We start from the raw sequence: 16995 nt of genomic DNA, 5'->3' as shown, positions 1-16995 counted from the left end.
AATATCCACGGGCTCAGCGAATCCACGCGCGGTTCACTCTCCTTTCCGGGCCGGCGGCAGTATCCAGTTCAGCAGGATGCCTACCACCGCGGCGAGACTGACCCCCTGCAGGGTGAACTGCCCTCCTCCCAGCTGCATGCCGCCGATGCCGAAGACCAGAATCAGCGATACCACCACCAGGTTGCGCGGCGCGGTCAGGGAATGGCCGGCCCGCACCAGGCTGTTCATGCCCACCACAGCGATGGAGCCGAACAGCAGCGTCATGATGCCCCCCATCACAGGATCCGGAATCGTTTGCAGGATAGCACCCAGCTTGGCGAACAGTGCCAGCGCGATCGCCACGCAGGCAGCCACGATCATGAAAAGCGGGTTGAAGGCTCGGGTCAGCATGACCGCACCGGTTACCTCGGAATAGGTGGTATTGGGCGGGCCGCCGAACAGCGCGGCGGCGCAGGTGGCCAGCCCATCGCCCAGCAGCGTGCGATGCAGCCCGGGCTTCTCGAGATAGCGCTGACCGGTGACGGAGCCGATGGCCACCATGTCGCCGATGTGCTCCACCGCCGGGGCGATGGCCACCGGTACCATGAACAGAATCGCGGCCCAGTGGAAACTCGGCGCGGTGAAATTCGGCAGGGACAGCCAAGCCGCTTCCCGTACCGGGGTGAAGTCGATGAGACCCATCGATAGCGCCAGCAGATAACCGCTGAGGATACCGCCCATGATCGGCACCAGCCGTAGCAGGCCGCGACCGAACACCGCCAACAGGAGCGTCACCAGCAGGCTGGTCATGGAAAGTATCAGCGCCTGGCTGTATCCAATGTTGTCGCTGGTTTCCCCGCTGGCCATGCTCACCGCCACAGGAGCAAGTGCCAGACCGATGACCATGATGATCGGCCCCACCACGATGGCCGGCAGCAGCCGATGCAGCCAGGCGGTACCGCGCAGCCGCACCACCTGGGCCATGACCACGTAGGCCAGCCCCGCCGCCATGAGTCCACCCAGGGTGGCGGATACCCCGAAGCCGGTGATTGAACCCTGAATCGGCGCGATGAAGGCGAAGGACGAAGCCAAAAAGACCGGAACGCAGCGGCCGGTCACCGCATGAAAGATCAGCGTGCCCACCCCGGCGGTAAACAGCGCCACACTCGGGTCGAGTCCGGTCAACAAGGGCACCAGCACCAGGGAGCCGAAAGCCACGAACAGCATCTGCGTGCCGGTGAGAAGCAGACGCACCGGCGAGGGTCTGGCGGAGGCGGCAGGAGAAGTCGAGTCGCGCATCAAGGCGCTCCAATCGATGAAAGAATAGCTTCAAAAAAATTCCCGAGCGGAGCGCGCAAGGGGTATTCGATATGCTGCAAATCGTCTAACGAGTGCCGAAGATCTTGTCTCCCGCGTCCCCCAGCCCCGGCACGATATAGCCATTTTCGTCCAGGCGTTCATCGATGGAAGCCGTATAGATCTCCACCTCCGGATGAGTTTCCTCTACCCGACGAAGGCCCTCCGGCGCCGCCACCAGGACGATCACCTTCATCAGTGGACAGCCCCTGGCCTTGAGCATGTCCAGAGTAGCCACCATGGAGCCACCGGTCGCCAGCATCGGGTCGATGACGATGGCCAGGCGCTCTTGTATATCGTTGGTGAATTTCTCGAAATACGGTACCGGCTTGAGAGTCTCCTCGTTGCGATAGAGCCCTACCACGCTGATTCTGGCGCTGGGAATCAGATCCGTGACCCCGTCCAGCATGCCCAGGCCGGCACGCAGAATAGGCACCACGGTCACTTTCTTGCCTTTCAGTTGCTCGATGGTCACCGGCCCGGACCAGCCCTGGATGGAAACTTCTTCCAACAGCAGGTCCTGAGTGGCCTCATAGGTCAGCAGCTTGGCGACTTCTTCGGCCAGCTCCCGAAAGCTCTTGGTACTGATGCCTGCCTCGCGCATCAAACCCAGCTTGTGCTTGACCAACGGATGATGAATGACGTGAACGCTCATGAAGTCAGGCCCTCGGACTCGGGATTGATATGAGATGGAAGCTGCCAGTCGATGGCGGCGTAGCCGCGGCTGACGAGAAATTCATTGGCTTTCGAGAAATGACCCTGGCCGAAGAACCCGCGATGGGCCGCCAGCGGAGAAGGATGCGGCGAGTGCAACACCAGATGACGCTGGCGATCGACGAAACTGGCTTTTTTCTGGGCGTGGCTACCCCACAGCAGAAAGGCGACCCCGTCGCATTGCTCGTTGACGGCGGCGATGGCGCGATCGGTGAAGGTTTCCCAGCCCTGATTGCGATGGGATCCCGGGTTGCCCCGCTCCACGGTCAGGACGCTGTTGAGCATCAGCACGCCCTGGCGAGCCCAGCTTTCCAGAAAGCCGTGGTTGACCGGTGTACAGCCTTGATCCTCGGCGAGCTCCTTGTAGATATTGACCAACGAAGGCGGTACCGGTACCCCCGGGCGCACCGAAAAGCACAGGCCGTGAGCCTGGTTCGGGCCGTGATACGGGTCCTGGCCGAGAATCACCACCTTGACCTTCTCGAGAGGCGTCAGTTCGAAGGCGCGAAACCAGTGACTGGAATGCGGGTAGATGACCTTTCCGGCGTCCTTTTCCGCCCTGAGAAAAGCACGCAATGCCTGCATGTAGGGTGCTTCGAATTCGACGCCCAGATAGCGGTTCCAGCTTTCCGGCAAGGGAGATGAAGTCATGCTTTCGCGGTTTCCTATGTCGCTTATTCGTCTTCGGTAAAGGAACACACCGCAAAGAGATCATAGCCATCGTCGCGAATCTTTTGTGACCCGCCCAATTCCGGGAGATCAATGATGGTAGCGGTTTCCACCACTTCACCGCCGCTGCGTCGGATCAGCTTGGCCGCCGCCAGCATGGTACCGCCGGTGGCCACCAGATCGTCCACCACAAGAATGCGCGCGCCGCGTTCAAAAGCATCGGCGTGGAGTTCCACGGCGGATTCGCCGTACTCCAGCTTATAGGTCTCGCTCAGGGTCTTGAACGGCAGCTTGCCCTTCTTGCGTACCGGCACGAAGCTGCAGTTCAGCTCGTAGGCCAAGGGCGCACCGATGATGAACCCCCGGGCGTCGATGGCGGCAATCGTGTCCAGGCGCATTTCCTGATAGCGATGCACGAAGCTGTCGATCAGCTTGCGAAAGGCTGCGCTGTTTTGTAAAAGCGGCGTGATATCGCGAAAGTTGACCCCGGGTTGGGGCCAGTCGGGCACCGTGCGGATCACGGATTTGATGTAGTCGCCGTAAATGCTCATGGAGGTTCCATCTCGCCAGGTGAATTCAACCGTCAAGCGGCCAGCGCCGAGCCAAACAAGCCTCGGGCCTGTTTGATAGATTAGAAGAACAGGAACTTGCCGGCGAACAGCAGCGCCAGCACCACCACCGCCACATTGAGATCCTTGAAACGTCCGGACAAGGTCTTGATCGCCACAAAACTGATGAATCCTAGCGCAATCCCCTCGGCAATGGAGAAGGTCAAGGGCATGGCCAGGGCCGCGATCAGCACCGGCGCGGCTTCCGTCGGATCCTCCCAGTTGGCGTGAGCAAGGCTACCGGTCATGAGCACCGCCACATACAGCAGCGCCCCGGCGGTGGCATACACCGGAATCGAGCCGGCCAGAGGCGCGAAGAACAGGCTTACCAGGAACAGCATCGCCACTATCACCGCGGTCAAGCCGGTTCGCCCGCCGGAAGCGATGCCTGCGGTGCTCTCGATATAGCTGGTGGTGGTGGAAGTGCCCAGCGCCGCCCCGGCCATGGAGGCGGTAGAATCCGCCATCAGCGCACGACCCAACCGCGGCAGATTGCCCTGCTCATCCAGCAGGCCACCGCGATGGGCAACCCCGATCAGGGTGCCGGAAGTATCGAAGAGATCGACGAACAGAAAGGCGAAGATCACGCTGATCATCGCCAGGTCGAAGGCGCCTGCCACGTCCATCTCCAGAAATGTCGGCGCGATGGAAGGTGGCATGGACATGACGCCGCCGAACTCGTTGTGGCCCAGCACAATGGCCAGCACGGTCACCGCCAGAATGCCGATCATCACCGAGCCGGTGACCCGCAGATGAGAAAGCGCGGTAATCAGGAAGAATCCCAGCAGCGCATAGAGCGGCGACGGCGCGGACAGATCTCCCAGCGCCACCAGAGTCGCCGGGTTATCCACCACGATGCCGGCGTTCTTGAGGGCGATGAACGCCAGAAACAGGCCGATACCCGCGGCAATCCCCAGGCGCAGGGTCATGGGAATGGAATTGATGATCCATTCGCGAATCCGGAAGAGGCTGAGCAGAAAGAAAGTTACCCCGGACAGGAATACCGCCCCCAGCGCCGCTTCCCAGCTATAGCCCATGCCTTGTACGACGCCGTAGGTGAAGAAGGCGTTGAGCCCCATGCCCGGCGCCAGGGCGATGGGATAGTTCGCCCATAGGCCCATGATCAGACAGCCGATCGCGGAAGCGAGACAGGTGGCGACGAACACGGCGCCGTAGTCGATGCCTGCCTCGGACAGCACGCTCGGGTTGACGAAGATGATGTACGCCATGGTCAGGAAGGTGGTGATACCCGCGATGATCTCGGTGCGAATATTGGTGCCGTGTTCAGTCAGTTTGAAGTGATTGTCGAGACGTTGTTTCAGCATCGGCGTGACTCATCCGGGCATTGTGATGAAGCAAGAAAGCGAGGGACGAAAAGGCATTGTATGGTACCCAAAGCCTGGCGGTGACGCGAGCGTCTGACTAGATCACGGCACGCGATGCCAATACACGTTCGACGGTCTCGACGATCGCTTGGGTCTGCGGATCGATCTCGATATTGACCCGGTCGCCGATTCGCCGGTCGCCCAGGGTGGTGCGCGCCAGGGTTTCCGGAATCAGGTCGACGCAGAAAGTCACCGGCGCATCGACTTCGCTGTTCCGAGGCTGCTCGCGCCGCACCTCGCCGATGGTCAGGCTGATACCGTCGAGTCCAATATAGCCCTTGTCGAACAGAAAGCGCCCGAACTTCCCGGGCAGCCTGAACCAGAGACGACGGTTGTTCGGCGCCTCCTCGATACTCGTCAGTGCCGCGGTACAGATCACATGCCCGGACATGGCATGGCCGCCGATCTCGTCGCCGAAACGAGCGGCCCGCTCGATATTGACACGGTCGCCGACCCGGAGCTCACCCAGGTTGGTCAGACGCAGGGTTTCGCGCATCAGATCGAAGCTGACCCGGCCGCCGTCGATGCCGGTCACGGTCAGGCAGACGCCGTTATGCGCCACCGAGGCGCCGATTTCCAGCCCTTTTCGCCGCGCGGGCTCGAGTTCGATGGTGTGGATACGAAAGGCGTCCTTGTCGACGATGGACAAAAGCGGTGCGGTGCCCTGAACGATACCCGTGAACATGCTGACTCCTGAATGCCGGATGCCGAGAACCGTCATAGTGTACCGCGTAATGTCCGCTGCCGCGGCGTTGACAGTACCGCGGTCGATCCTTAATATCAGGGCACTTTACACAAGGCGCTGATTTGAACCCAGCTTGCGGGCGCCCTCGCATCGATCGCGACAGTCGATTCAAAGCGGGAAGTGCTGCTAAACGGGTGTGTCCAGCGCGATAGGCCACCCCATTCGGGTGGCCTTTTTCGTGCGCGCCGCTTTTTCGAGGAAACTTCGATATCACGTCACCGAGCGGTATCCCAGCATCATGATCAGACTCAAGAACGTCTCCAAGATTTACGGCAGTGGCGCGCAGGCCATCGAGGCGCTGAGGCACATCGACCTGGAAGTCCCCCAAGGCAGCATTCATGGCGTCATCGGCCTTTCCGGCGCCGGCAAATCGACCTTGATTCGCTGCGTCAACCTGCTGGAGCGTCCCACCAGCGGCAGCGTGCAGGTGGATGGCCAGGAACTCACCCGCTTGAGCGGCCCGGCGCTCAATCAGGCTCGTCATCAGATCGGCATGATCTTTCAGCATTTCAATCTGCTGTCATCGCGCACCGTCTATGCCAACATCGCCCTGCCTCTGGAACTGATGGGCATGGGCAAGGCAGCGATTCAGGAGCGAGTCAAGCCGCTGCTGGAACTGACCGGCCTTTCCGACAAGACCGGCACCTATCCAGCGGAGCTTTCCGGCGGTCAGAAGCAGCGGGTCGCCATCGCCAGGGCCCTGGCCAGCCGCCCCAAGGTGCTGCTGTGTGACGAGGCCACCTCGGCGCTGGATCCGCAGACCACCGGCTCGATTCTCGAGCTGCTCAAGGACATCAACGAGCGCCTGGGACTGACCATTTTGCTGATCACCCATGAAATGGAAGTGGTCAAGTCGATCTGCCATCGGGTAGGGCTGATTTCCGACGGCATGCTGGTGGAGGAAGCCGAGGTAGGCGAGTTCTTTACCTCGCCGCGCACACGGTTGGGGCGGGAATTTCTCAATGACTTTCTCGAACTCGAGCCGCCCAAGGCGCTGGTGGAACGTCTCGAACCCGAGCCCAGCCCGCGACATCATCCGGTGGTGCGTCTGGCGTTCTCCGGCGACGCGGTGGCCTCGCCGCTGATTTCTCGATTGACCCGGGATTGCCGCATCGAGGTCAGCATTCTGCAGGCCAAGGTGGAGTCGATCCAGGATCGCACCCTGGGGCTGATGATCGCGGAACTGATCGGCGATCAGGAGCAGACCCGGGCGGCGCTTGCCTATCTCGAGCGTCATGATCTCAACGTGGAGGTGCTTGGTCATGTCAAACGCGATGCTTGAACTGATCTTCAAGGCGACCATCGATACCCTGTACATGGTCGGCGTGTCCGGTGTCATTGCCGCCCTGTTTGGCGTTCCTCTGGGCGTACTGCTGTACGTGACCCGGCCCCGGCAGATACTCGCTCATCCGCTGACGCAAAGGATACTCGCCATCGTCACCAACGTGGGCCGCTCGATTCCGTTCATCATCCTGATGGTGGCGATCATTCCCTTCACCCGCTTGATTGTCGGCAGCTCCATTGGCATCAACGCGGCGGTGGTGCCCTTGACCATCGCCGCCATCCCCTTCGTGGCGCGGCTGGTGGAGGGCGCCCTGAACGAAGTGCCGCCAGGGCTGATCGAGGCGGCCCAGTCCATGGGCGCCACCCCTTATCAGATCATCACCAAGGTATTGTTGCCGGAAGCCCGTGGCGGCATCATCACCGGCCTGACCGTCACCGTTGTCACCCTGGTCAGCTATTCCGCCATGGCCGGCGCCGTGGGCGGTGGCGGCCTGGGGGATCTGGGCATACGTTACGGTTACAACCGCTTCGACCCGCTGGTCATGCTGATCACCGTGGCGATTCTGGTGGTCATGGTGCAGGGCTTTCAAAGCATCGGCGATCATCTGGTACGCAAGGCCGATCATAAGTGACCGGCACGAAAAACCGCTTTTCGTTGTGATTCATTCAAGGAGATTCGATATGGCAATAAAACGTTTAGTGGACAAGAACCTGTTGAGCCCCGTCCGTTGGCTAGGCGCGGCGGGTCTGTTGAGCGCGGCGATGCTGGCCGGCTGTGGCGGCGATCAGGAAGCGCAAGATCAGATCCTCAAGGTCGGCACCGTGGCGGGGCCGGAAACCGAAGTCATGCAGGTGGCGGCGAACCGCGCCAAGGACGAATACGGCCTCGACGTGAAGATCGTCGAGTTCACCGACTATGTCTCTCCCAACGCTGCGTTGGCGGACGGCAGCCTGGATGCCAACGCCTTCCAGCATGAACCCTATATGGTCAGCATGGTGGAGGATCGCGGCTACGACTTCGCCATCGCCGGGCGCACCTTCGTCTACCCGATCGGCGCCTATTCGGAAAAATACGACAGCATCGAGGACTTGCCGGATGGCGCCACCATCGCCCTGCCCAACGATCCTTCCAACGAGGGGCGCTCGCTGATCCTGATGCACGACGAGGGGCTGATCGAACTCAAGGATCCGGAAAATCTCGAAGCCACACCCATCGACATCGCCGAAAATCCGCGGAATTTCAAGTTTCGCGAGATCGAAGCCGCCCAGCTGCCGAGAGTGCTGCAGGACGTGGACATGGCCTTCATCAACAATACCTTTGCTCAGCCGGCAGGCCTGAGCCTGGACGATGCCTTGATCAAGGAAGGCCCCGATTCGCCTTACGTCAACCTGATCGTGGTGCGGGAAGGTGACCAGGAACGAGAAGCCATTCGTCAACTGGTAAGTGCCTATCAGAGCGACGAGGTGGCGCAAAAAGCTGAGGAGCTATTCGACGGCGCCGCGGTACCGGGCTGGAAAGACGCTGCGCAATAAATACAGCCTTACGCTACTCAAGAGCATTGTTCGGGAGCCGGCCTTGGGCTGGCTCTTTTTATTCAGCGACGAAGCCACTATTTCTTATTCGCATCGAGGTCAAGTTATCATGACGACTGCCACAGCCCTGCTTGATTACGACCTGCTCGAGCGTCAGTTGAATGCCCTGCTGGATACCGAGGACGCCCTGACCAACTGCGCGCAAACCGCGGCTTTCATTTATCAGACGATTCCGCAGCTCAACTGGGTAGGGTTCTATCTGCAGCGCCGACCGCAAACGCTGATACTCGGACCCTTCCAGGGTCAACCGGCCTGCAATCCGATCACTTTCGCGCAAGGCGTGTGTGGTCTGGCAGCGCGCACCCGGCAAACTCAGCGCGTCAAGGATGTCGACGCTCTTGACTACCATATTGCCTGTGACAGCGCTTCGCGATCGGAACTGGTAATACCACTCGAGGTAGCGGGACGACTTTGGGGAGTGCTGGATATCGATAGTCCGATACCGGGACGTTTCAGTACAGAAGATCAAGCGGGAATCGAGCGCTTGGCGGGGATCTTTCTGCGCAGCAGCAGTCAGGTAAGTTTGCAAGCCTTGAGTAACGAACAGATCTGAACTGGCAAGATACGGGGCACGTTGACAAGAAAGATCAAGAGGCAAGCTACTCTTTTTATTATCTCGACAAGTCAGAAACAAGAACCCCACCTTTCTCGGTGGGGTTCTTGCCGTAACCGTCAACGCCGTCAGGCGTCGGAACGGTACTGCTGACGCTATTACTTGCGCATGGAGCGTTCGAACATGCGATCCATGGCCTGACGATTCTCTTGGGCCATCTGCATCGCGGCGCGAGCATCACGCTGGGCCTGATTGGCAGTGTTCATCGCCTTGTTGGCGGTGCTGTTGGCTTGAGACGCTTCAGACTGGACCTGCTCCAGAGTGGTCTTGTCAGCACCATCGGAAGCACAACCTGCCAGGATAGCGAAAGAAGCGGCTGCGGCAGTCAGTTTTAGTGCGTTAGTGAACTTGGACATGATGTTCTCCTTGAGAGTCTTCCTTGGTTCATTAGTCTTGGCACCCGAACCTGCAAGAGTTACGGGCTTCCCACAGGCGGTCTAGTTTCGACCCCGCAAACCATAGCGATATCGGGGCCGTGAAGTCAAACACTGTTTTCATACTGGAGCACATTTTATTACTCCAGAGAAAGCTTGTTTGATTTCCACCGACAAGCCTAGCGGATCACGACGGTTGTGCCAATCTCTATCAGACTCAATAACTGCTCGATTTGCTCGTTGGTTACCGCAACACAGCCTTGGGTCCAATCGTAACGTCGATGAAAGTCAGGATCCCCATCACCTAGTCCATGAATTCCTATGTAACCGCCCAGCACCGTATCTTGGGGCGGCTCGCCGTTCTGCTGTAGATAAGCCATGAAGTCCGCATACTCGATGAAGCTCATTCTACCCGCACTCCAGGCTTCCCGAGCAATTTCGGGAGTGGGAAAGTCGAGCCCTAGAAAAATGTGAAAATCGCTGTCCAGTTTGATGCGATTGATATGAAACGTTCCCAAGGGAGTGGAACGATCGCCTTCCCTGCGCAGCCGCTTGACCCCGCCTCTACCGACGGAGATACGTGGAAAATGTGTAATCTCCTGACTGCCGCGATAGACGGACAGCGATGAACTCGGCTCGTCGACGAGTATCCATAACTCGTCGGCGCCAACCGGGGATTCCAGGGCCTGCGCCGGTTGAGACAGTAGAAACACCGTCAGTAAAGGAAGAAAAAAAGACAACAGTCGGCCCATACTCTCACTCAAAATGGCGTTGAAGGTTATATGGCGCTATTCGCCTCTGCTCTTGTTAGCGGCAGAGGTCCACAGCACTTTAAAGATTGATAAAAAAAGATCGAACAGAAAACGTCAATTTAATGAAGCGTGGCGGTCAATGCCTGATCATCGCTCTCTTCCCGCCATAACTGGCTGCGGGTAATCGCGTGATCGATCATTTCCTGTGCTACTTCAAAACGGCTTTGCCGCAGCAACGTTGCCGCCTCTTCCGAGAAGCTGATGCGCAGTAAAGGCTCGGCGTCAGTCTCGGCGCTACGCAGCACGATCTCTCCGTCATCAAGCTCGACGATTTCCAGAATCGCAGTATTCGACACGCAAGCTCTCCTCAATAAATAGCGTCGGTAAAAAAAGTCCGAGGCGGCAACCCTGGTTGTCGCGGGCCTGAGCCTATCAATCGGCTCCTGCTCCGTCACCATTCCCTGCTGCTTTCGCGAAACGCCGCCAGCAGCGCCTTGAATTCTCGCAGCTGCCGGCTTAGCCGCTCCCCGGGGGAAGGGCCCGCGGTGGCGATCATCGCCGTCACGCCGAGCCGGCCACCCGGCGACACCCCGTCACACCCGTGCAGGGCTTCTAGGCTCGTCAGCAGCTGGAAAAGCCAGCTATCCGGCTCGGCGGCCAGTTCGCGCAAGTGGGAAATTTCTGCCGGGGCCGGGGTGGAGTCCCGCAATAGCCGACGCCAGTCGAACGTCTGCAGGCCGGTATGTTCGGTGACTTCTCGCATCAGAGAGTTAAGGGCGAGCTCCGTCATGGCCAGCGCCCCTTCAAGCGAAGCACGGCGCCGCCCGGGTGCGTGCTCGTCTTCACCGTCGGGCAGCGTCAGCAGCAGCTCTGCCTGGTAAAGCAGCTGATTGGTGCGACCGCTGGGGGTCATTTACGCTTGTCCTCAACCTGCCATCTGCCGTCTTCATAAGTGGCCTTCCAGCCGCTGGCCTTGCCGTCCTTTTCGGTCATCACATATTGACTCTTGGCCTTGCGGGAAAAGCGAATCTGCGCGGGTTGCCCATCCGGATCATGGTTTGGCGCCTCGAGCAGGAAGCGATATTTCTCGGGGATCTGCTCCGCGTGGGCCTGCAGTTCCGACACCAGCGGCGGCCGGGTTTCCCGATTCTTGGGAAACTGGCTGGCCGCCAGGAACAGCCCACTGGCGCCGTCGCGCAGCACGTAATGATCGTCCACCTTCTGGCATTGCAGTTCCGGCATGGGTATCGGATCGATCTTCGGCGGCGCCACTTCGCCATTTTTCAACAGCTTGCGAGTATTCTTGCAGTCAGGGCTGGTGCAGCCGAAATACTTGCCGAAGCGGCCGGTCTTGAGCTGCATTTCCGCGCCACACTTATCGCATTCGATGGTTGGTCCTTCATAACCCTTGATCCTGAAATGACCTTTTTCCACCTCGTAGCCTTCGCAGTCGGGGCTATTGCCGCAGATGTGCAGTTTGCGATGCTCATCGATCAGATAGTTGTCCATGGCGGTGCCGCATAGCGGGCAGCGGCGCTTGGCCCGCAGGGCGTCGGTTTCCGCTTCCTCTCCGGCATCCGCCGCCACCGCCTCCTGACCGGGAATCAAATCGATGGTGGTCTTGCAGCGCTCCTTGGGCGGCAGGTTATACCCGGAGCAGCCCAGAAACACCCCGGTGGAAGCGGTACGAATCTGCATCTTGCGACCGCAGGTCGGGCAATCGATATCCGTGGGCACCGGCTGATTGGGACGCATGCCCTCGTCGCTTTGCGCCGCTTCAAGCTGATGCTTGAAATCCTCGTAGAAGCTGTCGAGCAGCTCTCGCCAGTCCCGCTCGCCTTCCGCTACGTCGTCGAGACTGTCTTCCATACGAGCGGTAAAGTTGTAGTCCATCAGATCACTGAAAGACTCCGCCAGACGGTCGGTGACGATATCGCCAAGCTTCTCCGCATAGAAGCGTCGATGCTCCAGGGTCACGTAGCCACGATCCTGAATGGTGGAAATGATCGACGCATAGGTAGAGGGCCGACCGATTCCCTGTTTCTCGAGCTCCTTGACCAGGCTCGCTTCGGTAAAACGCGCCGGCGGCTTGGTGAAATGCTGGCGCGGCTCCAGGGAAATCAGATTCATGGCAGTGCCTTCACCGATATCCGGCAAGGACTGATCTTCATCCTTCTTGCCCGCCGGCTTCATCACCCGAGTATAGCCGTCGAACTTGAGCACTCGTCCCTTGGCCCGAAGCTCGTAGCCCCGGGTTTCCACGGTGAGGGTGGTGGAGAGATACTCCGCCGGAGTCATCTGACAGGCCAGGAACTGGCGCCAGATCAACTCATAGAGCCGCTGGGCATCTCGTTCCATGCCGGCCAGTTCCGTCGCTTGACGTTTCACGTCCGAGGGACGAATCGCTTCGTGGGCCTCCTGGGCACCGGCCTTGCTGGAATAGCGATTGGGTTTTTCCGGCAGGTAGCGCGCGCCGAATTCTTCTCCGATATGCGCTCGGGCCATGTTCAGCGCATCCTGAGACAGGTTGGTGGAGTCGGTGCGCATATAGGTGATATGGCCCGCTTCATAAAGACGCTGGGCCATCATCATGGTCTTTTTCACCGAGAAGCCGAGACGTCCGCTGGCGGCCTGCTGCAGGGTCGAGGTGATAAACGGTGCATTGGGTTTCGAACGGGTCGGCTTGTCCTCCCGACCGGTGATCGAAAGCGGCGCGGTCTTGAGGGCCGCGATACGCTCCAGGGTTTCCTTTTCCGAGGTCGGCCGAAAGATCTCACCGTTCTGGCGCACCAGCTCGAAGCGAATCGGCGTAGCGTCGGCGCTCTTGTCCGCCGCTTGCAGATCTGCGTGCACGTCCCAGAACTCTTCCGGCACGAAGGCGCGAATCTCCCGCTCCCGTTCGACGATCAGACGCACCGCCACGGACTGTACTCGTCCGGCGGAAAGCCCGCGAGCGATTTTCTGCCACAGAAGCGGCGACAGCATGAAGCCCACGACTCGATCGAGAAAACGCCGCGCCTGCTGCGCTTCGACGCGCTCGATATTAAGCGTGCCGGGATCTTCGAAGGCCTGCTGAATGGCATTCTTGGTAATCTCGTTGAAGACCACCCGCTTGTAGCGGGACTCATCCCCACCGATGGTTTCCTTGAGATGCCAGGCGATTGCCTCACCTTCTCGGTCAAGGTCCGTCGCCAGATAGACCGCGTCCGCCTTTGCCGCGTGCTTTTGCAGTTCCGCGACTACCTTCTCCTTGCCGGGCAGGATCTCGTAATGGGCCTCCCAACCGTGCTCCGGATCGATGCCCATGCGGCGAATCAGTTGATTCCAGGTCTTCTGCTTCTGGTAAACCGCCTTCTCTTCCGGCGTCATCTTGCGGGTCTTGGCGGCTTGACGCGCTCGCGCCTTGGAGTCCGTTGCCGTTTTATTCGAACCACTGGTGGGGAGATCACGAATATGGCCCACGCTGGACTTCACGATAAAGTCGTTGCCGAGATACTTGTTGATCGTCTTGGCCTTGGCCGGTGACTCAACGATAACCAGTGATTTACCCATAGTGCTAAAGCTCCTCCCAAGGAGGATCCCATGACCCTCGGCATTAAGTGCCGACCTTCTCCAATCGGCGAAAAATGCGCCTACCCTACCCCAGCCCATGACTTCACGCCAGCCCGGCCACGATAGGGAAAGCTGTAATTTATAATGCTCTGCAATAGAACATCACAATAAAAAATGCCAGCTTTGCTGGCATTTTCATAACGGCGGAAAACATAAAGGCATGAATCGTGGCTCACCACGGGCACGACTGAAATCACTTTCGCGGCTTGGCCGTTCGAGCTTTTTGCTGAGCGCGTGGCTTGCGCGGCGCGCTAGGGTCGGTGCTATCGGAAGACTTTACCTCATCAAGCTTGACAGGTCTTTCTCCACCTGTCGCCGAGTTCACCGAACGTGCCTGGGCGAACTTTGCCTTGACCGCTTCGAGCCGCTCTTCGGAACGTGGCGTCATTTGACCGCTGACGTTTACCACGTGCTCGATGGTTTCCAGATAGTGATCGATCTGATCGTCGCTTTGATCCGCCAGCAATACGGAGAGGCCATCCAAGGCGCCTTGACGATCCAGCTTGAGGATCAGGAACTGGTCTCTCAGCATCTTCTTGAAGGTGGCGAGATCTATATCTTCCTCGAACTCCTCCCAGGAGGCGGTAAGACGATTGAAGTTGCGCTCGTCCGTGGTCGGAGCGCCGCCCAACACATAGATCAGCGCCCGCATCATGGCTTCAAGACCACTACCCTGATCGATGCGCGAACATAGCTCGGTCTTGCGGCTAGCAACGAAGCGCCGATGCTCGAGCTCCGACCCGGGACGACGACGGAACTCGAGACCGTCGTGAGTGCCTAGTCCGACCATGGTCTGAAGCCAAGTCTGCCCGTATATCTGCAGGAACAGTTTCTCGACCATGCGGTCACGCACTTCCCGGAAGGCGTCCAGGGACTGCTCGATCTGATGGGATGCGATCCCTTCGGCCACTTTCCAGGGGTTATGCTCCGCCACCTGATGGCGATCCTTGCGGATGGCCTCCGCCATGACCGGCAAGGGTGCGGTCAGAGGGTTGAGATCGGAATACAGACGGTAGCCGAAACGAATCGGATGGCAGCGGCGCATTATACGTGCCGCGGAATTCGAAATGATCGCCTGCAGCCACGGCTGTAGCGTCACCTCATAGATACCGCGATTGATATTCGAAAGGCGTGCGACAGTGGCGAAACGCCGCTCGTCTTCCTCATTGGGCTGAACAATCTCGTTGACGTCTTCGATGGTGCGCGGCATGAACTCCAGCAGATAATCGCCCTCGATATGCTCGGCCTCCGCGGCGCCTTGAGCGGCGGTTTCCGTTACCTTGGCTTCGAACAGTCCCGGGGGAAGCACATCAATGTAATCCATGTTCTCGGTAAATTCCGTATGCTCCTTGCGGGAGATACTGCCGGAAACGAAGATACCCAGGTGCCCCGTACGGTCGTGAACGCAATAGACGATGGTCTGTTCCTGAGCCAGGATTTCATCCGTATTTTCGTAGAGATCGCGCACCCAGCCAAGCGCCTGAGGCGGCGGCGTGATGTCGTCTCCTTGCGAACAGAACACCACGATGGGTGAGCGAATGTTGCGCAGGTCGATACGACGACCGTCCTGAGTGATGATTCTTGACGTGCTCAGACGGTTACCGACGAACAGCTTGTCGACGATATACTGAATTTCCTGAGCGCCCAGCATGACATGGCCGCCCCACCATCGTTCGAACTGCAGATAGCGGCTCGCTTCGGTATCGATGTTGGCATACAGATTGTACTGCTTGCCCCACAGGGTATTGGCCGGGTTGAGCTTCTCGAAGTTCTGCACCAGCCAGGCGCCGTCGAAATTCCCCGCGCCCAGATCGCTGGCAAGGGAGGCCAACCAGCTTCCGCCCATCATGCCGGCGGAATAGCGCATCGGTGCCTTGCCTCGCTCCCCCGCCCAATAAGAAAGAGGCGCGCCGGCAATCAGCAGCGGACCGAAGCATTCCGGTTCCAGCGCCGCCGCCATCATGATCTGCCAACCCGCCTGACAGTTCGCGACGACAATCGGTTTTTCCGACACCTGTGGATGACGATTGATCACTTCCTTCAAGAAAGCGATTTCCGCATCCACCACGTCTTCGACGGTCTGGCCCGGCTCGGGAAAAGGAAGAAAACCGATGAAGTAGCAAGGATGGCCGGCTCGCAAGGCCACGCCGATTTCACTATCGGGCTTGAAGCCGCCGATTCCCGGGCCGTGTCCCGCTCGCGGGTCGACCACCACAAAGGGTCGCTTCTGCCAGTCGGTTTCGACGCCTTGGGGCGGCTCGATCCACAACAACTCGTAATTGACCGGACGCGGCAAATCCAGGCCATCCATGATGGTTTCCGCTTCGAAACCCAGCACGTTGGGCTTTTCCAGCCGCATGTGCGCGAGATACTGATTACCACGCTGGCGCATGACGTCAAGGTAAAGCACTCGACGCTCGACGCTGTCGCGCCAGTAATCCAAGGCTGCCCGGCCGATGCCGAAAGGGTCGCACCAGGAAAGCATGGCGTCGATAGGTGACGTGAAAGCCTGAAGCATGGCTAGCCTCCCGTTAAGAAATAAGAGTCGCTGACCTTCTGCAGCACTGCAACAAACAGGCAAGGAAAATCAGCGATATACCGACAGTATAACAGCTTGTTGCAGTGCAATATAATAGACCGACGTTATTACCGGCGTTATTTCGGGCAATAACCGTCGTCGGACAGGCGTCTGAGAGCCTTCGTGAAACGAGTCTGCGGCAGGGTAAAAACGCTCAGGCCCGCGGCAGAGTCACGCCGCGCTGACCCATGTACTTGCCGTTGCGATCCTTGTATGAAGTCTCGCAAACTTCGTCGGATTCCAGAAACAGCATCTGCGCGACGCCTTCGTTAGCGTAGATCCTGGCGGGGAGATTCGTGGTATTGGAAAACTCCAGGGTCACGTGACCTTCCCATTCCGGCTCAAGCGGCGTGACGTTGACGATGATGCCGCAGCGCGCATAGGTGGACTTGCCCAGACAGATGGTCAAGACGCTACGGGGAATTCGAAAATATTCCACGGTGCGAGCCAGGGCAAAGGAGTTGGGGGGAATCACGCACGCATCGCCTTTCACGTCCACGAAGCTCTTGTCGTCGAAGTTCTTGGGATCGACCACCGCGGAGTGAATGTTGGTGAACACCTTGAACTCGTCCGCACAGCGCACATCATAACCGTAGCTTGACGTCCCGTAGGAAATGACCCGCTGATCGTTGACGTAGCGCACCTGATCCGCCTCGAAAGGCTCGATCATGCCGTGCTGTTCTACCATTCGGCGAATCCAGCGGTCGGATTTGATACTCATCGAGGACGTCCT

At 59.0% G+C, this 16995-nt stretch carries 17 protein-coding genes; 4 read left to right on the top strand and 13 right to left on the bottom strand.

The annotated features are described in order from the left end of the window. Window positions 1-33: 33 nt before the first annotated feature. The 6 genes from FGL86_RS12545 to FGL86_RS12520 form a co-directional block, all read right to left on the bottom strand. Window positions 34-1278 (bottom strand): uracil-xanthine permease family protein, encoded by a 1245-nt coding sequence (locus tag FGL86_RS12545; RefSeq protein WP_147184868.1) that lies wholly within the window; start codon window positions 1276-1278, stop codon window positions 34-36. Window positions 1279-1363: 85 nt separating this feature from the next. After that, window positions 1364-1990, bottom strand: a complete 627-nt coding sequence (gene upp / locus FGL86_RS12540) for a uracil phosphoribosyltransferase (RefSeq protein ID WP_147184867.1) — start codon at window positions 1988-1990, stop codon at window positions 1364-1366. Then, window positions 1987-2700 carry a uracil-DNA glycosylase gene (gene ung, locus FGL86_RS12535; protein WP_147184866.1) on the bottom strand — a complete coding sequence of 238 codons (714 nt, stop codon included), beginning with the start codon at window positions 2698-2700 and terminating at the stop codon, window positions 1987-1989. Before ung ends, upp begins: the two co-directional genes overlap by 4 nt. A 23-nt stretch (window positions 2701-2723) precedes the next feature. After that, on the bottom strand, window positions 2724-3269 hold the full coding sequence (locus FGL86_RS12530; protein ID WP_147184865.1) for an adenine phosphoribosyltransferase: 546 nt from the start codon (window positions 3267-3269) through the stop codon (window positions 2724-2726). Window positions 3270-3349: 80 nt separating this feature from the next. Continuing rightward, window positions 3350-4651, bottom strand: coding sequence for an NCS2 family permease (locus FGL86_RS12525; protein WP_147184864.1), 1302 nt, complete (start codon window positions 4649-4651; stop codon window positions 3350-3352). A 97-nt stretch (window positions 4652-4748) separates the two neighbouring features. Continuing rightward, window positions 4749-5396 (bottom strand): riboflavin synthase subunit alpha, encoded by a 648-nt coding sequence (locus FGL86_RS12520; RefSeq protein WP_147184863.1) that lies wholly within the window; start codon window positions 5394-5396, stop codon window positions 4749-4751. Window positions 5397-5694: 298 nt separating this feature from the next. Here FGL86_RS12520 and FGL86_RS12515 point away from each other — a divergent pair, with 298 nt between their 5' ends. From FGL86_RS12515 to FGL86_RS12500, 4 genes are all read left to right on the top strand, one after another. Then, the gene (locus tag FGL86_RS12515) at window positions 5695-6738 is read left to right on the top strand and encodes a methionine ABC transporter ATP-binding protein (protein WP_147184862.1); all 1044 of its coding nucleotides are present in this window, start codon (window positions 5695-5697) and stop codon (window positions 6736-6738) included. Then, the gene (locus tag FGL86_RS12510; protein ID WP_147184861.1) at window positions 6719-7372 is read left to right on the top strand and encodes a methionine ABC transporter permease; all 654 of its coding nucleotides are present in this window, start codon (window positions 6719-6721) and stop codon (window positions 7370-7372) included. Before FGL86_RS12515 ends, FGL86_RS12510 begins: the two co-directional genes overlap by 20 nt. Window positions 7373-7502: 130 nt before the next feature. Next, the gene (locus FGL86_RS12505) at window positions 7503-8273 is read left to right on the top strand and encodes a MetQ/NlpA family ABC transporter substrate-binding protein (RefSeq protein WP_246131801.1); all 771 of its coding nucleotides are present in this window, start codon (window positions 7503-7505) and stop codon (window positions 8271-8273) included. A gap of 109 nt (window positions 8274-8382) precedes the next feature. Beyond that, complete coding sequence (locus FGL86_RS12500; RefSeq protein WP_147184859.1) at window positions 8383-8886, top strand: GAF domain-containing protein; 504 nt, start codon at window positions 8383-8385, stop codon at window positions 8884-8886. A gap of 158 nt (window positions 8887-9044) precedes the next feature. Here FGL86_RS12500 and FGL86_RS12495 read toward each other — a convergent pair whose 3' ends face one another. The 7 genes from FGL86_RS12495 to dcd all read right to left on the bottom strand — a co-directional run bounded on the left by FGL86_RS12495 (window position 9045) and on the right by dcd (window position 16983). Next, a complete protein-coding gene (locus FGL86_RS12495) occupies window positions 9045-9302 on the bottom strand; it encodes an Lpp/OprI family alanine-zipper lipoprotein (RefSeq protein ID WP_147184858.1) in 258 nt (85 codons plus the stop codon). 197 nt (window positions 9303-9499) lie between these two features. Then, window positions 9500-10072: a L,D-transpeptidase family protein gene (locus FGL86_RS12490; RefSeq protein WP_147184857.1), complete on the bottom strand. Its 573-nt coding sequence runs from the start codon at window positions 10070-10072 to the stop codon at window positions 9500-9502. 119 nt (window positions 10073-10191) lie between these two features. Continuing rightward, window positions 10192-10428: a hypothetical protein gene (locus tag FGL86_RS12485; protein ID WP_147184856.1), complete on the bottom strand. Its 237-nt coding sequence runs from the start codon at window positions 10426-10428 to the stop codon at window positions 10192-10194. Window positions 10429-10523: 95 nt separating this feature from the next. Beyond that, window positions 10524-10985 (bottom strand): DUF6586 family protein, encoded by a 462-nt coding sequence (locus FGL86_RS12480; RefSeq protein ID WP_147184855.1) that lies wholly within the window; start codon window positions 10983-10985, stop codon window positions 10524-10526. Further along, complete coding sequence (gene topA / locus FGL86_RS12475) at window positions 10982-13624, bottom strand: type I DNA topoisomerase (protein ID WP_147184854.1); 2643 nt, start codon at window positions 13622-13624, stop codon at window positions 10982-10984. The genes FGL86_RS12480 and topA overlap by 4 nt, the downstream gene beginning before the upstream one ends. A gap of 253 nt (window positions 13625-13877) precedes the next feature. Next, window positions 13878-16202 carry a DUF3141 domain-containing protein gene (locus FGL86_RS12470; RefSeq protein WP_147184853.1) on the bottom strand — a complete coding sequence of 775 codons (2325 nt, stop codon included), beginning with the start codon at window positions 16200-16202 and terminating at the stop codon, window positions 13878-13880. Between the two features lie 214 nt (window positions 16203-16416). Further along, complete coding sequence (dcd, locus tag FGL86_RS12465; protein ID WP_147184852.1) at window positions 16417-16983, bottom strand: dCTP deaminase; 567 nt, start codon at window positions 16981-16983, stop codon at window positions 16417-16419. Between the last annotated feature and the right edge of the window lie 12 nt (window positions 16984-16995).

The organism is Pistricoccus aurantiacus (assembly GCF_007954585.1).
Classification (GTDB): domain Bacteria; phylum Pseudomonadota; class Gammaproteobacteria; order Pseudomonadales; family Halomonadaceae; genus Pistricoccus; species Pistricoccus aurantiacus.
This window is presented reverse-complemented; position numbering and strand designations above follow the sequence as displayed.

Bases quoted from the DNA above. Each gene is read 5' to 3' on its own strand.
- dcd (WP_147184852.1), bottom strand. From the start codon at position 16,983: ATGAGTATCAAATCCGACCGCTGGATTCGCCGAATGGTAGAACAGCAC.
- ung (WP_147184866.1), bottom strand. From the start codon at position 2,700: ATGACTTCATCTCCCTTGCCGGAAAGCTGGAACCGCTATCTGGGCGTC.
- FGL86_RS12515 (WP_147184862.1), top strand. From the start codon at position 5,695: ATGATCAGACTCAAGAACGTCTCCAAGATTTACGGCAGTGGCGCGCAG.
- FGL86_RS12520 (WP_147184863.1), bottom strand. From the start codon at position 5,396: ATGTTCACGGGTATCGTTCAGGGCACCGCACCGCTTTTGTCCATCGTC.
- FGL86_RS12545 (WP_147184868.1), bottom strand. From the start codon at position 1,278: ATGCGCGACTCGACTTCTCCTGCCGCCTCCGCCAGACCCTCGCCGGTG.
- upp (WP_147184867.1), bottom strand. From the start codon at position 1,990: ATGAGCGTTCACGTCATTCATCATCCGTTGGTCAAGCACAAGCTGGGT.
- FGL86_RS12490 (WP_147184857.1), bottom strand. From the start codon at position 10,072: ATGGGCCGACTGTTGTCTTTTTTTCTTCCTTTACTGACGGTGTTTCTA.
- FGL86_RS12525 (WP_147184864.1), bottom strand. From the start codon at position 4,651: ATGCTGAAACAACGTCTCGACAATCACTTCAAACTGACTGAACACGGC.
- FGL86_RS12480 (WP_147184855.1), bottom strand. From the start codon at position 10,985: ATGACCCCCAGCGGTCGCACCAATCAGCTGCTTTACCAGGCAGAGCTG.
- FGL86_RS12530 (WP_147184865.1), bottom strand. From the start codon at position 3,269: ATGAGCATTTACGGCGACTACATCAAATCCGTGATCCGCACGGTGCCC.
- FGL86_RS12505 (WP_246131801.1), top strand. From the start codon at position 7,503: ATGCTGGCCGGCTGTGGCGGCGATCAGGAAGCGCAAGATCAGATCCTC.
- topA (WP_147184854.1), bottom strand. From the start codon at position 13,624: ATGGGTAAATCACTGGTTATCGTTGAGTCACCGGCCAAGGCCAAGACG.
- FGL86_RS12500 (WP_147184859.1), top strand. From the start codon at position 8,383: ATGACGACTGCCACAGCCCTGCTTGATTACGACCTGCTCGAGCGTCAG.
- FGL86_RS12495 (WP_147184858.1), bottom strand. From the start codon at position 9,302: ATGTCCAAGTTCACTAACGCACTAAAACTGACTGCCGCAGCCGCTTCT.
- FGL86_RS12510 (WP_147184861.1), top strand. From the start codon at position 6,719: ATGTCAAACGCGATGCTTGAACTGATCTTCAAGGCGACCATCGATACC.
- FGL86_RS12470 (WP_147184853.1), bottom strand. From the start codon at position 16,202: ATGCTTCAGGCTTTCACGTCACCTATCGACGCCATGCTTTCCTGGTGC.